The 14,609-nt window shown below is 39.8% G+C and carries 11 protein-coding genes and 2 riboswitches; of the genes, 7 read left to right on the top strand and 4 right to left on the bottom strand.

The features are described from left to right. Positions 1-202: 202 nt before the first annotated feature. Together ACZ41W_RS11825 and ACZ41W_RS11820 are read left to right on the top strand one after the other, a co-directional pair. Positions 203-388, top strand: coding sequence for a transcriptional regulator (locus ACZ41W_RS11825; protein WP_464312190.1), 186 nt, complete (start codon positions 203-205; stop codon positions 386-388). 29 nt (positions 389-417) lie between these two features. Then, the gene (locus tag ACZ41W_RS11820; RefSeq protein ID WP_464312189.1) at positions 418-1,482 is read left to right on the top strand and encodes a site-specific integrase; all 1,065 of its coding nucleotides are present in this window, start codon (positions 418-420) and stop codon (positions 1,480-1,482) included. A gap of 83 nt (positions 1,483-1,565) precedes the next feature. On the opposite strand, the gene guaA is transcribed toward ACZ41W_RS11820, so the two are convergent. Then, positions 1,566-3,098 (bottom strand): glutamine-hydrolyzing GMP synthase, encoded by a 1,533-nt coding sequence (gene guaA, locus ACZ41W_RS11815; RefSeq protein WP_464312188.1) that lies wholly within the window; start codon positions 3,096-3,098, stop codon positions 1,566-1,568. 41 nt (positions 3,099-3,139) lie between these two features. Beyond that, the gene (gene guaB, locus ACZ41W_RS11810; RefSeq protein WP_464312187.1) at positions 3,140-4,609 is read right to left on the bottom strand and encodes an IMP dehydrogenase; all 1,470 of its coding nucleotides are present in this window, start codon (positions 4,607-4,609) and stop codon (positions 3,140-3,142) included. A 92-nt stretch (positions 4,610-4,701) separates the two neighbouring features. After that, positions 4,702-4,800: riboswitch (purine riboswitch) on the bottom strand. A gap of 386 nt (positions 4,801-5,186) precedes the next feature. Here guaB and ACZ41W_RS11805 point away from each other — a divergent pair. The 5 genes from ACZ41W_RS11805 (at position 5,187) to ACZ41W_RS11785 (ending at position 12,311) form a co-directional block, all read left to right on the top strand. Continuing rightward, a complete protein-coding gene (locus ACZ41W_RS11805; RefSeq protein ID WP_464312186.1) occupies positions 5,187-6,944 on the top strand; it encodes an ABC transporter ATP-binding protein in 1,758 nt (585 codons plus the stop codon). Between the two features lie 2 nt (positions 6,945-6,946). Then, the gene (locus ACZ41W_RS11800; protein WP_464312185.1) at positions 6,947-9,052 is read left to right on the top strand and encodes an ABC transporter ATP-binding protein; all 2,106 of its coding nucleotides are present in this window, start codon (positions 6,947-6,949) and stop codon (positions 9,050-9,052) included. 16 nt (positions 9,053-9,068) lie between these two features. Next, positions 9,069-9,168, top strand: a riboswitch (TPP riboswitch). 86 nt (positions 9,169-9,254) lie between these two features. Continuing rightward, the gene (gene thiT, locus ACZ41W_RS11795) at positions 9,255-9,794 is read left to right on the top strand and encodes an energy-coupled thiamine transporter ThiT (protein ID WP_464312184.1); all 540 of its coding nucleotides are present in this window, start codon (positions 9,255-9,257) and stop codon (positions 9,792-9,794) included. A 245-nt stretch (positions 9,795-10,039) separates the two neighbouring features. Continuing rightward, positions 10,040-11,680, top strand: coding sequence for a DHA2 family efflux MFS transporter permease subunit (locus ACZ41W_RS11790; protein WP_464312183.1), 1,641 nt, complete (start codon positions 10,040-10,042; stop codon positions 11,678-11,680). A gap of 79 nt (positions 11,681-11,759) precedes the next feature. Further along, a complete protein-coding gene (locus ACZ41W_RS11785) occupies positions 11,760-12,311 on the top strand; it encodes a TetR/AcrR family transcriptional regulator (protein WP_464312182.1) in 552 nt (183 codons plus the stop codon). A gap of 126 nt (positions 12,312-12,437) precedes the next feature. Here ACZ41W_RS11785 and groL read toward each other — a convergent pair whose 3' ends face one another. Both groL and ACZ41W_RS11775 read right to left on the bottom strand, forming a co-directional pair. Further along, on the bottom strand, positions 12,438-14,057 hold the full coding sequence (groL, locus tag ACZ41W_RS11780) for a chaperonin GroEL (RefSeq protein ID WP_464312181.1): 1,620 nt from the start codon (positions 14,055-14,057) through the stop codon (positions 12,438-12,440). 67 nt (positions 14,058-14,124) lie between these two features. Beyond that, the gene (locus tag ACZ41W_RS11775) at positions 14,125-14,382 is read right to left on the bottom strand and encodes a co-chaperone GroES (RefSeq protein ID WP_464312180.1); all 258 of its coding nucleotides are present in this window, start codon (positions 14,380-14,382) and stop codon (positions 14,125-14,127) included. Positions 14,383-14,609 lie beyond the last annotated feature (227 nt).

Raw genomic sequence — 14,609 nt, 5'->3', positions numbered from 1 at the left:
ATTTTTTTACCTAAAATGTTATCAACAATAATTTCTTATGTAACATAGTATTTTCAATGCTTTCAATTTGATGCTTACCCCTAAAAAGTTAACTTCAAAACTCAATCACTTTGTGTTATACTCTAATTCCGGCATAATGGAATTATAAAATATAAAAAACGTTACTCTTAACTCATCAAATACAAAGGAGATGAGTTAATTAATGAAAGAAAATATAGCAACGTTTAGATTTTATACAATTAAAGATGTTTCGAATATGCTTGGCATTTCTCAATCTTCAGCACAAAGAATGATAAGAGAATTGAATGCTGAACTTGAGAAACAAGGTTATATTGTACTAGCTGGTAAAATTGGTAAAACATATTTTGATAGCAAAATTAAATTTTAAAACAAGCTTAAACTAAAAGGAGTGATTTCATGTCAGCACATAAAACGAAACTAAAAAACGGTAAAGAAGTTTGGGTAGCAAAGTTTAGATACACCGATTACAAAGATGATGTTATACAGAAGAAAAAACAAGGTTTTAAAACAAAGAGAGAAGCACTCGAATATGAGAGAGACTTTCTAGATAAAATGAATCCTAGTATCAACATGCAATTTTCAATCCTTGTTGAAAAATACTACGAGATAATGGCACTTAAATTAAAACCAACCACAATGGAAAATAAGAAACATTTGATTGATTCGAAAATACTTCCTTACTTTGGTAAGAAAAAAATATCTGAAATTAATAATGGTCATATTAATGAGTGGCATCTTGAACTATCTAAACTTGGATATAAAAAAACATATATTCGTAGCATTAGAAATCAAATCTGTGCAATTTTCAATTTTGCAATGCGAAATCATAAACTCCCTGAAAACCCTGTACTTTCGGCAGAAAATATGGGACAGAAAAATGCAGACAAGATGGATTTTTACACCCTTGATGAATTCAATCAATTTATTAGTTCTTTTGAAGATAATTCAACTCTGAATATCATCTACAAAATTTTATTTTGGTCAGGTATTCGTCTTGGAGAATTGCTAGCTTTAAAACCCAATGATTTTAATTTCGAAAAAATGACATTGCGTGTAGATGAAAACCTTCAGGTAGTAAAAAAAGAGAAAATATTGCAAAAGCCAAAAACTAAAACATCTATAAGAACAATTGATATACCCGATAATCTTGCATTAGACATTCAAAAGTATATTGCAAGCATAAATGACATTAAAAAAGATGATTTGATATTCAATGTATCAAAGTCCCACCTCGGCAACCATATGAAAAAAGGTGCTGAGAAGGCTGGTGTTAAGCGAATAAGAGTTCATGACTTACGTCATAGTAATGCAAGTCTCCAAATAGATTTAGATGTCAATTTACTCGTTATTGCCCAACGACTTGGTCATCATTCGTTAAAACAGCTTGATGAGACTTATGGGCATATTTATAAAAATAGATATCGTGAAGTAGGCATTGCATTAAACAATCTTTACAAGTAATTAAGTGGTACATTTCTGGTACACTTAGTAAAAACAAAACCTCAAAAACCCTTTAATTTCAAGGTTTTTGAGGTTTTTATTTGTTATTCCCACTCAATCGTACTTGGCGGCTTACTCGTCACATCATAAAGTATGCGATTCACCCCTTGTACCTCATTCACGATTCTCGATGAGATTTTGTCCAGTACTTCATAAGGCAATCTCGCCCAGTCTGAAGTCATGCCGTCGATTGAAGTCACTGCTCGGATGCCGATGGCGTGTGAATACGTTCTCTCGTCACCCATAACGCCAACAGATCGAACGTTAGGAAGAACTGTAAAGTATTGCCATACCTCTCGATCGAGCCCAGCTTTTGCGATTTCTTCTCTTAAAATTGCATCTGATTCTCTCACAAGATGAAGCGCTTCTTCCGTGATTTCGCCGAGGATGCGAATGGCAAGACCCGGACCCGGGAACGGTTGACGCCATACGATATGACCTGGAACGCCTACCTCTTCACCCACACGTCTTACTTCATCCTTAAACAAATCGCGAAGTGGCTCGATTAGACTAAATGCCATATCTTCAGGAAGACCACCCACGTTGTGATGGCTCTTAATTACTTCAGCTGTATCCGTACCGCTTTCTATAACATCCGGATATACCGTGCCTTGAACGAGATATTCAATCCCTTCAAGTTTATTTGCCTCTTCTTCAAACACGCGGATAAACTCTTCTCCGATGATTTTTCTTTTGCGTTCTGGATCGGACACGCCTTTTAATTTGCTCATAAAACGTTCTTTTGCATCTACCCTGATGAAATTCATGTGAAACTCATCTGCAAAGACTTTTTCCACTTCATCGCCTTCATTTTTACGAAGTAAACCGTGATCCACGAAAATGCACGTGAGTTGATTGCCAATTGCCTGATGCACCATAGTCGCCGCAACAGACGAATCCACGCCACCCGAGAGGCCACAAAGTACTTTTTTATCGCCTACTTGTTCTTTGATTTTTTGAATCATATTTTGAGCAAAATCGCCCATATTCCAATCGCCTACGCAACCACACACGTCGTATAAAAAGTTGCGAATCAGCGTTCTACCAAATGGTGTATGCTCCACTTCTGCATGAAACTGAACCGCATAGAGATTTTTCTCTGTATGACGCATCGCAGCCACTGGACAATGATCCGTCGTCGCAATAATTTCAAACCCTTCAGGCGCTTCCTTCACATAATCAAAATGGCTCATCCAGCATTGCGCACCGGTTTCCACATTTTCAAACAAATCTTCATGATTGGAAATGCTCAGCTTGATTTTACCGTACTCTTGTTGTTCTGCACGCTCCACTTTTCCGCCAAGTGTGTGTGCCATAAGCTGCATGCCATAACAAATGCCCAAAATTGGAATCCCCAGTTCAAAGATTTCCGCATTTAATTTGGGTGAATTTTCAAGGTAAACCGAATTGGGACCCCCTGTAAAAATGACCCCTTTTGGCATTTTTTCTTTCACTTTATCAACGGCGTGTTTCCACGACACAACTTCACTATAGACACCAGCTTCTCTGACGCGTCTGGCAATCAATTGATTATACTGACCACCAAAATCGACGATCATCACGAGTTCATTATTCATTCTATCCTCCAAAAGACTTACTTTTTCTTCTCACTTACATATTACTTATCCGAACTTGAAATGCTGTAATTTGGTGGTTCTTTTGTAATCGCCACATCATGTGGATGGGATTCTTTTAGACCCGCATTGGTGATGCGAATGAATTTGCCGTAAGTCTGAAGGTCTTCTATTGTAGCGGTTCCGCAGTAGCCCATACCTGATTTTAAGCCGCCAACGAGTTGATAAATGATGTCTTTGAGGTAGCCTCTATATGGCACACGGCCTTCAACGCCTTCTGGAACAAATTTTTTCGTGTCATTTTGGAAATAACGGTCTTTTGAACCTGCTTCCATGGCACCTGTCGAGCCCATACCGCGGTATGTTTTAAAGCTTCTTCCTTGATACATCACGATTTCGCCTGGACTTTCTTCAGTTCCGGCAAAGAGTGAACCGAGCATGACCACATGTGCGCCTGCTGCGATGGCTTTTGGAATATCGCCTGAATACTTAATTCCGCCGTCTGCAATCACAGGAATTCCATAAGGCTTCGCTGCTTTTGCACAGTCGTAAACTGCCGTGATCTGAGGAACGCCGATCCCTGCCACAACGCGTGTTGTACAGATTGAGCCCGGTCCAATTCCTACTTTAATACAGTCCGCTCCCGCTTTGATCAAATCCAGCGTCGCTTCTGCTGTTGCCACATTGCCTGCTATCACATCAAGCTCTGGATAAGCTGTTTTAATTTTTCTAACCGATTCTATTACATTGACGCTATGGCCATGCGCCGAATCCAGTGCAACGACATCGACACCCGCTTTTACAAGCGCTGCCACGCGATCCATCATATCTGAACCAATTCCAATCGCTGCACCTGCAAGGAGTCTTCCTCTTTCATCTGTCGCGCGATTTGGATATTTCACTTGCTTCTCTATATCTTTTATCGTAATAAGTCCCATCAATAGACCATGATCGTCTACAAGTGGTAACTTTTCAATTTTGTGTTTTCGTAAAATCATGCCTGCATCTTCTAAACTGATATCCGCCGGACCTGTAATTAGTGAATCCTTTGTCATGACATCGCCGATATACGCTTCCATATCCGGCTCAAAACGAATGTCCCTGTTTGTGATAATGCCCACCAATTTGTGCTGCTCATCCACAATTGGTACGCCAGAGATGCGGTAACGCGACATGAGTTGCTCAGCATCTTTCACTTGGTGTTTTGGCGTGAGTGAAAATGGATCGACGATGACGCCATGTTCACAACGTTTCACCTTATCCACTTCAAGTGCTTGTTGTTCAATGCTCATATTTTTATGAATGATGCCAATACCGCCTTCGCGTGCAATGGCGATGGCGAGTTTTGCTTCGGTTACAGTATCCATCCCTGCGCTGATGATCGGTAAATTGAGATTGATTTTCTTCGTGAGTTTTGTTTTAACACTGACTTGATTTGGCAATACTTCTGAACGCTGCGGAATTAATAACACATCATCATATGTCAATCCCGTCTTGACTAACTTTTCTTCCATAACTTCCCTCCATAGCATAGTTCGAACAAATAAAAAAGACAACCTCATGGTTGTCCTTAGGTTCGTTCTAGCGCTAAATGAAAGCTCGTCGAACTATTTAAGATACAACCCATAGTGCGATTTAGGCAACCGCGTAGAGACTTCCAAGCCATTTCATTTGGAATTATATGAGTGCATTGTCTTCAGTTTTGTGCTTAATGTTACTAAACAAAATAACACTTTTGACCCGCTTTGTCAACAAAGGAAGCGCATTTGTCAAAAGAATTCCTATTAAGATTTGTCAATAATTAGTAAGTTGTCACAATAAAACACCCTCAACATTACATTTTCATGACGCGCATATTTCCACTTCCCATCACCATAATATATGATAAAATAATTAGGCAGTGTCCCTAACTATTTCCGTCGTTACGAAATAGACACTGCCATTTTTCATTTTACAAAGAACGTATGTTCCGGTATAATGAATAAGTGTTCACCCGTTCAGAAGCTGTCGACAAATCGTCGAGAGCTCGCACGAACCATCCAAACCCCTCTCTGTAACTCTTACTGTTTTATTGCCACTACGGAGGAAAAAATGAGTGATTTCAGATTTATCAGCCCCTTCATCAAGAAACACCTAGGCGCTTACTTGCTCGGTATCTTTCTACTGATCCTGATCGATGGCCTACAACTTATCACCCCGCTGATTATCGGTGCATTTACCGATGCACTCAGTCAAGGCACCCTTACTATGCCCTTAATTGGACGCTACATACTTTATACCCTGATCATTGCCACAGTGGTGGCGATTGGTCGATATGGATGGCGCATGACGATTATCGCCACCGCTAAAAAGATGGAGTATTGGCTTAGAAACGAGGTCTTTGCCCATCTTGAAAAAATGAGTCTCAATTACTTTAACCACCACAAAACAGGCGACCTCATGGCGCACTGTACCAACGACATCGCCTCTGTGCGAAATGCCTTTGGAAATGGTGTTATCATGCTGATCGATGCAATATTCATGGGTCTCATGACCATTTTTATCATGATCTTTAAGATTGATTTTAAGCTTACCATTGTTGCCTTGATCCCTCTACCACTCATCGTGGTGTTTATCATCGGTCTTGGAAAGCAAGTGCGTAAGCGCTTTCAAAAGGTTCAAGAGGCCTTTTCGGATTTGACGGATGTCACACAAGAAAATTATTCGGGCATTCGCATCATCAAGTCTTTCGTTCAAGAATCATCGGCACTAAATCATTTTAATGAAAAAAATCAAATCAACTTCGATAAGAACATCCATTTAGTCCGACTCTTTGGAGTTGTGCATCCTCTCGTGGGATTGATTGCTATGCTCAGTACGCTCATCGGCATGATTTATGGCGGATTCCTCGTAATCGATGGTCAAATAACCGTTGGCGCATTTGTAGCATTTCTAACGTATATTGGCATGTTATCATGGCCAATGATGGCACTTGGGTTTGTGTACAATATGCTACAAAGAGGACAAGTTTCCTTAAAAAGGCTCAATACAATCCTTGAAACCCCTCCAGAAATTATCGATTTATCCGTAATTGAATCCTTAAACGGTCAATATACCGTGACGCCAGAAATAGAAGTGAACCATCTCACTTTCAGATATCCACATACCAAAGCAGATGTCTTAAAAGACATTTCGTTTGAGCTCAAAAAAGGCGAAACGTTGGCCATTGTGGGCAAAACAGGTAGTGGAAAAACCACTTTAGTGAATCTATTATTAAAACTATATAATGTAGAAAATGGATCGATCAAAATCGGCGGATATGACCTCAATCAAATTCCCGTTCACAAGATACGTGACATGATTGGTTACGTTCCTCAAGATAATTTCCTCTTCTCTAAAACCATTCATTACAACGTCGGTTTTGGTTTAGATGAGATTTCAGAGGAAGATGTCGCGCACTATACAAAAATTGCCCATATCTACGATGAAATCCAAGCATTTCCTCACGGATTCGAAACAGAATTGGGAGAGCGCGGCGTCAATATGTCTGGTGGTCAAAAACAGCGCGTTTCCATTGCACGGGCTCTTTCAAAAAAGCCAGAAATCATCATACTGGACGACTCACTATCTGCTGTAGATACCAAAACAGAAGAGAGTATCTTAACCCATTTAAAAGAAACCCTTAAAGAAACGACGAGTATTCTCATCGCCCATCGTATTTCCACGATTAAGCATGCGGATCAAATCATTGTTCTATCCGATGGGGCTATCGCCGAAAGAGGTACACACGATGAACTTATCGCCTTAAATGGCATCTACACCGACATGTATAACAAACAACTACTTGAAGAAAAGCTATCGGAGGTGTAGACATGGCAGATACTATTCATCGCGAACAAACCATCGAAAAATCATTTGATGCAGGCATCATGAAGCGACTCCTGCGATATGCAAAACCTCAAACCATCTTATTGCTCATCAGCATCGTCATGATGTTGCTTGTCACTGCACTGGATTTAGCCATTCCCTATTTAACAAAAGTGGCGCTGGACGATTATATTGCGCCTAAACAGCAGTTAATCTATTTAAATCCTGAGTCTGCTGAGAAGAGTCAATTAACTGCTCAAGATTTCTATTTTCCAAGGATATTGGATTTTAGTGATGTAAAATCAACACATCAACCCGTCACCGTTTATAAAGACGAACAAGATCAGCTGTTGATCATAGGACTCACTCCAACGGATTCATTAGAAGGATTTTCTGTGGATTCTAAGCAGCAAGCGATCACTTTAGCGGGAAAGACCTATGCCTATAGACCTCTTGAAGGCGAGCTTCAGACGGCATTAAACGCCCACAATAAAAGTCAGATTGTCTTTTTAACAGCTTCGCTCGCAGGCCTTCTGATATTAAGTTTCTTTTTTTCATTTGGGCATACGTATCTGTTAAACTTCGCAAGTCAAAAGATCATCTACACCATGAGAGAAGAGCTATATAGCCACCTTCAAGATATGGATTTAAGCTTCTTTGATAAAAACCCCGTGGGCCGATTGGTAACGAGAGTTTCCAACGACATGGAAAATATCAACGAGATGTTTACCAATGTCATCGTCACTTCCATCAAAGACTTTATTCTTCTGATTGGAACAGTTGTGGTCATGGCGGTAATCGACCTAAAACTTACGTTAATCTGCTTTAGTACAATGCCACTGGTAATTTTAGCAGCTTCTATTTTTAGACGAAAAGCACGTGATGTTCAAAGAGAAGTGAAAGTCAAAATCGCCCGCATCAATGCCACTTTGGCAGAAAACATCAACGGTATGAAAATTATTCAGATTTTTAACAAGGAAAAGGGCATTTACAAGGATTTTGATGCCATTAACGAAGATTTTCTCAACAGCTCCATCGAGGAAACGCATGTATATGCCATCTTTAGACCGACGATGAACTTTGCTTATTCCATCTCACTGGCGCTACTTCTTTGGTTTGGCGGTGGTGAGGCCATCAAAGGTGCTGTTCAACTGGGCGTATTGGTTGCATTTATCACCTATACCCAACAGTTTTTTAGACCGATTATGGATTTAAGTGAAAAATTCAATATTTTACAGTCTTCCATGGCAAGTGCTGAGCGCGTTTTTTTATTGCTAGATGAAAAAAGCAGCATCGAAAACTGTCAAATGCCTTTACAGATTGAAAAAGACTTATTTAAAGGAGAGATTGAATTTAAAGACGTCTGGTTCAGTTATATGCAACATCCTGAGACCGATGAGGACTATGTGCTCAAAGGCGTGAGCTTCAAAGCCAAGGCAGGCGAATCCATCGCTCTTGTTGGTGCAACGGGTTCGGGTAAGACGACGATTATCAGTTTGCTCAATCGTTTTTACGATATTCAAAGAGGACAGATTTTACTGGACGGCATCGACATTAAAAAGATGGATATTCACCATTTAAGAGAACATATCGGCATTGTTTTACAAGATGTCTTCTTATTTTCAGGCGATATTAAGAGCAATATTCGCCTTTACGATCAATCCATCTCCATGGAGACCATCGAGGAAATTTCCAAGTACGTCAACGCACATGGATTTATCTCAAAACTTCCGAAAGGATATGATGAACCTGTGGTCGAGCGTGGAGCGACACTCTCTGCCGGACAACGACAACTCTTGTCTTTTGCAAGAGCATTGGTCTTTAACCCAGGCATCTTAATTCTCGACGAAGCAACTTCAAATATCGATACAGAGACAGAACTCTTAATACAAGATGCCATCAATAAGATCATTCAAAATCGAACGACTTTGATCGTGGCACACCGTCTCTCAACCATTCAACATGCGAATCAAATCATCGTCATGAGCAAGGGCGAAATTAAAGAGATGGGCAACCATCAAGAACTCTTGTCTAAACGCGGCATGTACTACGATTTGTACCGCTTACAGTACAGTGAAGATTTACAAGAACCACAAAATGTGGTATCATAAACACGAAACTAAAAAATGATTCACCTAGGGGTGCTTAAAAGCTGAGAGCGCGTATGCGTAACCCTTTGAACCTGAACTAGTTAGAGCTAGCGGAGGAAAGTGTGGAATAATGAAAATCAGACCACGCCTGTATTCCAGGCGTGTTTTTTATTATGCACTAAGAATCATTTAGATGCGAAATACATTTAAATGGAGGTTTACTATGGAAAGAAAGAAAGGTTTTTCTACGAAAATGCTCGTGGAAGGCGCGATGATGATCGCAATTGCAACAGTTTTAAGTTTTATCAAGTTCAAAACACCCCTTTGGCTCAATGGCGGTTCAGTTACCGCTGGCAGTATGGTGCCACTCATCATCTTTGCATATCGCTGGGGTGGCGTTCAAGGAATGTTTGTTGGAGCAGTTTACGGTCTTTTACAATTTGCCATTGAACCGTATGCAGCGCATCCACTTTCAGTGATCATTGATTACCCACTTGCCTTTGGTTTGATCGGTATGGCAGGATTTTTCATTAAGCAAAGTGCTTCTGTCTCAAAAGTGGTGACAGGCATTACCATTGGATTAACAGGCCGATTCTTAGCACATTTTCTCTCAGGTTTTATCTTCTTTGCTTCATATGCACCTGAGACGATGCATCCAGTTTGGTACTCTTTCGTATATAACGGTTCTTACATGCTCCCAGAACTGATCATCACAGCTTCTGTCTTCCTATTGATGAGAAAGACGATTGACGTTATTAAGTAAACGTTATTAAATACGTGATTTATGAAAATGAACCTCCATGAGATTGACCCGAAAGGTCGATGCTCATGGAGGTTATTTTATTGCGATTCATAATTGACAAATGTCCTCACTTCATATAAAATGAACAGTGTTCATATAAAGAAATTCTATTTTTTTAGTCCATTATGAACGTTGTTCAATTAAATCAGCATCTGGTATGTTCATCTTATTTACACAAAATCAAACATCATAGAAAGGATATTCACATGAAAAAAAATCAAACATTGGTTTTAGTTTTATTTTTACTCGGTATATTCATGGGGGCCATCGACAGCGGAATCGTCTCCCCTGCACGTGAAATTATTCAAGATGGATTTGGCGTTGCAAGCAAAACTGGCATTTGGATGATTACCATCTATACATTGGCATATGCCATTTCTATGCCTATTACGAGCAAGATGGCTGACCGAATCGGCCATAAAAAAGTCTATGTATTTGGTATTGCCGTTTTCGGTATTGGATCACTTTTATGTGGTATGACCAATTTCATAGACAGCTTTCCACTACTACTTACTGCACGCGTCATTCAAGCTGTGGGAGCAGGTGGCATCTTGCCAATCGCGACAACGGTTATTGGGCAGAGTTTTCCAGAAGAAAAACGCGGTATGGCGCTTGGTTTCGTCGGTATGATATATGGCGTTGCCACCATTATCGGGCCAACACTGGGAAGTTTCATCATCGATATCGCTGGCATGGATCACTGGGGATACATCTTTTTTATCAATGTCCCAATCTCAATCGCTATCCTCATTTTAAGCATCTTCATTCCCAACTATCAACCAAAAGAAAAAGCCCCTATTGATTTCTTAGGTGCTGTGATCTTAGGTGGGTTTATTGGAAGTCTTATGTATGCACTTACAAATCTCGATTTTTTCCATTTCACCGAAAGCATTCAATCTGCTGAAGTCTATGTGTTTTTAGCGAGTGCTGTGATTTTGTTGCCGCTCCTTGTATGGGCTGAAAAGCGTGCAAAAGACCCGATTATTAACTTAAATTACTTTAAAGATGCTCAGATGATCATCATTTTAACCATTGCATTTGTCACAGGTGTCGGTATGATGGGGATGGTTTTCGTGCCACAGTTTGCTGAAAACACGTTGAAAATTGCCCACGGTAGTGGAGGGTATCTCGTTACACTTTTAGCGGTCTTTTCTGGAATTGCCGCTCCAATCAGCGGAAAACTCCTCGACAAAAAAGGCGCTGCCTTCGTCCTCAAATTTGGATTTTTATTTAACATCGTCGGCACCCTCTTCTTATCCTTTGTTGCTTCTAAGACCATGTCGCTTTCGACAGTAGTGATCGGCCTGATGTTCATGGGATTTGGCGTTGGTTTTACCATGGGTGCACCACTCAATTATCTCATCCTTAATCGCGTTAAGAAAGAAGAAGGCGCTTCAGGACTTGCGACCATGTCCTTAGTGCGTTCAATTGGCGTGGCTATTTCACCGAACATCATGATTGGATTTATCGCCAATGCTGGAACGAACGTGTTTCCAAATATCATGGAAGCTGTCTTTCCAGGTAAAAGTCAAATGTTCAATGCTTCTGGCGGAAGCGTCAGCGCTGACATGGTTCAGTATATTCAATCAGCCGATGTGACGAACATTGCCGAGAGATTGGAAGTCTTCTTAAAATCCATCCTACCTGGAAATGTTCAAGGCATGGTGATTCCAACGATTCAAAAGTCCACTGACCTCATCACAGAAACATTTCAAACAACAATCAATTCAGGATATGGTCAGATGTTCTTAGCGACTGCGGTCGTGGCAACCGTTGGATTCGTATTGACATTTATCTTGAAAAATTCAAAACAGTCTTCTAAAAACTCGCAAAACCATGTAAACTAGAAGAGAACCATGGTAACCTATGGAAATTAAAAAAAGAGCATGAACACTCATGCTCTTTTTGAATCTTAAGGAGTTTGTGATGCCAAAAATTATTGAAGATCCTGAACAGAGAATTTTAGATGCTGCTGAGGAAATTGCCCTTAACCATAGTTTAGATGAACTGAATATCCGAAACATCGCAAATAAATGTCAAATGGCTGCAGGTACGATCTATAATTACTATCCCAACAAAGAATGCATCATTGAAAAACTCATGATTCGGCACTGGGAAGCTTTTTTTGACATTACCGATCAACTTGCCTTAGACAATCGAGATTTACTGACAAAAATAAAAGAACTCTACAAGCACTTCGATCAATATACTGCGGATTTTCACACCACTTTTTTTAGCAAACAATCCGTTACGATTAAAAATACACACTCTAGCAACACACTCAGAAATGATTATATGAAGCTACTCATATCGAAAATTGCAAAAGTCGTCGAAATGAGTTCGGATTATTCCAATAGCACAATAGATAGCAACGTTCTTGCAGAATTTATTCTGTCCAATTTTATGGCGCTCTCTATGTTCCATCTCTATCAGTACGAGACTTTTGAATTGGCTATAAAGCACATTATTGGTCGATAAAATGCTTCGTCATTCAATCATTTTATATTGCAACATTCAAAAGGGCCGTTACATCATTGTGTAACAGCCCTTTATTTTTATTCAATACAAACTCTAACTTTGATTCAGTCTAACTTTCATTCAGCCTTACATCATACCGTTCATTGAACCCATTGGCATTGCTGGTTCATCTGATTTGATATCCGCGATGCCTGCTTCAGTTGTTAAGAACATTGCTGAGATAGATGCTGCATTTTGAAGTGCTGAACGCGTTACTTTTGTTGGATCCACGATACCCGCTTCGATCATGTTCACATAAACGCCTTTAAGTGCGTCAAAACCGATGCCATAAGCTGAATTTTTCACTTTTTCAACAACTACTGAACCCTCTAAACCAGCGTTAATCGCGATTTGACGAACTGGTTCTTCAAGTGCTCTCGCTATAATTAATGCACCTGTTTTTTCATCGCCTTCAAGTGTTTCAACGAGTTCAAGTACTTTTCCAATTGCGCCGATGAGAGCTGTACCACCACCAGGAACGATCCCTTCTTCAACAGCAGCTCTTGTTGCATTTAATGCATCTTCAATTCTAAGTTTCTTCTCTTTCATTTCAACTTCAGTTGCTGCCCCTACTTGGATAAGTGCTACGCCACCTGCGATTTTTGCAAGTCTTTCTTGAAGTTTTTCTTTATCGAATTCAGACGTAGTTTCGTCGATTTGAATTTTAAGTTGACGCACGCGTTCATCGATTAGTGCTTTATCGCCCATTCCGTCGATAATCGTCGTTTTGTCTTTGTTGATCTTAACAGATTTTGCACGACCGAGCATTTCCATAGAAGCCGATTTTAAATCGTATCCTAATTCTTCTGAAATCATCACGCCACCTGTAAGAATCGCAATATCTTGAAGCATTTGTTTTCTTCTATCGCCAAATCCTGGCGCTTTCACTGCGATACATTCAAATGTACCACGGAGTTTATTCACGATTAATGTCGTAAGCGCTTCACCCTCAATGTCATCCGCAATAATCAAAAGTTTTCCGCCGCTTTGAACGATTTGCTCAAGCACTGGTAAAATTTCTTGGATGTTGTTGATTTTCTTATCTGTGATGAGGATATATGGATTGTCCATATTCGCTTCCATTTTTTCTGCGTCTGTTACCATGTAGTGAGACACGAATCCACGATCAAATTCCATCCCTTCAACCACTTCAAGTTGAGTACCAAATGTTTTAGACTCTTCAACAGTGATAACGCCGTCTTTTCCAACGCGCTCCATCGCTTCTGAGATTAAATCTCCAATTGCAGGATCTGCAGCTGAAATAGACGCAACGTCTGCGATGTCTTTTTTATTTTCAATAAGAACGCTCTCGCTTTTAATGACTTCTACAGCGGTCACAACAGCTTTTTCAATACCGCCTTTGAGAATCATTGGATTTGCGCCAGCAGCAACGTTTTTAATACCTTCTTTAATAATTGCTTGTGCCAATAATGTCGCAGTAGTCGTACCATCACCAGCGACGTCATTTGTACGTGTTGCTACTTCTTTTACAAGTTGTGCGCCCATGTTTTCAAACGCATCTTCAAGGTCGATTTCTCTTGCAATGGTCACACCATCGTTTGTAATAAGTGGTGCGCCGAATTTTTTATCTAGGATTACATTTCTGCCTTTAGGTCCAAGTGTCACTTTTACCGTATTTGCTAACTTGTCAACGCCAGCTTCTAATTTCTTTCTAACGTCTTCGCCAAACATAATATCTTTTGCCATTTTGCTTGCCTCCATTTAAAATTGAATTTTATGTGTTCTGTCTTGTGTTGAGGATACTACCTTGTGCTTATTCCATAATCGCTAAAATATCTGCTAATTCACAAATTGTCACTTCTTCGCCTTCAACTTTGATCTCTGTACCTACGTATTTTTTGAAAACAACTGTGTCGCCAACTTTGACTTCACTCACTTCACTGCTCACTGCTAACACTTCAGCGAGTTGTGGTTTTTCTTTTGCTTGTGATGGAAGTACAATCCCGCTTGCTGTTTTTTCTTCAGCTTCTAATCTTTTGATGATGACACGTTTACCAAGTGGTCTTAACATGTTACGTTCCTCCTATAAAAAATAATCTAATTGGATGCCTAATGGCTCTATTTTGCACAAAGTGTTCCTGTAAAATATCATATAACAGTCGCACTCAAAAATCAATATTTTTTTAGCACTCTTTAATCGAGAGTGCTAATAATTTATCAATCGGTTTTCAACTCAACCTGAAAATCTATTGTCTATCTCCATAGGTCTAACGTTTATCGTCTAACGTTTATCGTCTA

This window comes from Fusibacter fontis, from assembly GCF_055378735.1.
The sequence above is the reverse complement of the archived record's forward strand: the minus strand, read 5'-3'. Positions and strand labels throughout refer to the sequence as shown.

Excerpts from the sequence above, each read along its gene's own strand:
- ACZ41W_RS11825 (WP_464312190.1), top strand. The coding sequence starts at position 203 with ATGAAAGAAAATATAGCAACGTTTAGATTTTATACAATTAAAGATGTT.
- ACZ41W_RS11820 (WP_464312189.1), top strand. The coding sequence starts at position 418 with ATGTCAGCACATAAAACGAAACTAAAAAACGGTAAAGAAGTTTGGGTA.
- guaA (WP_464312188.1), bottom strand. The coding sequence starts at position 3,098 with ATGAATAATGAACTCGTGATGATCGTCGATTTTGGTGGTCAGTATAAT.
- guaB (WP_464312187.1), bottom strand. The coding sequence starts at position 4,609 with ATGGAAGAAAAGTTAGTCAAGACGGGATTGACATATGATGATGTGTTA.
- ACZ41W_RS11805 (WP_464312186.1), top strand. The coding sequence starts at position 5,187 with ATGAGTGATTTCAGATTTATCAGCCCCTTCATCAAGAAACACCTAGGC.
- ACZ41W_RS11800 (WP_464312185.1), top strand. The coding sequence starts at position 6,947 with ATGGCAGATACTATTCATCGCGAACAAACCATCGAAAAATCATTTGAT.
- thiT (WP_464312184.1), top strand. The coding sequence starts at position 9,255 with ATGGAAAGAAAGAAAGGTTTTTCTACGAAAATGCTCGTGGAAGGCGCG.
- ACZ41W_RS11790 (WP_464312183.1), top strand. The coding sequence starts at position 10,040 with ATGAAAAAAAATCAAACATTGGTTTTAGTTTTATTTTTACTCGGTATA.
- ACZ41W_RS11785 (WP_464312182.1), top strand. The coding sequence starts at position 11,760 with ATGCCAAAAATTATTGAAGATCCTGAACAGAGAATTTTAGATGCTGCT.
- groL (WP_464312181.1), bottom strand. The coding sequence starts at position 14,057 with ATGGCAAAAGATATTATGTTTGGCGAAGACGTTAGAAAGAAATTAGAA.
- ACZ41W_RS11775 (WP_464312180.1), bottom strand. The coding sequence starts at position 14,382 with ATGTTAAGACCACTTGGTAAACGTGTCATCATCAAAAGATTAGAAGCT.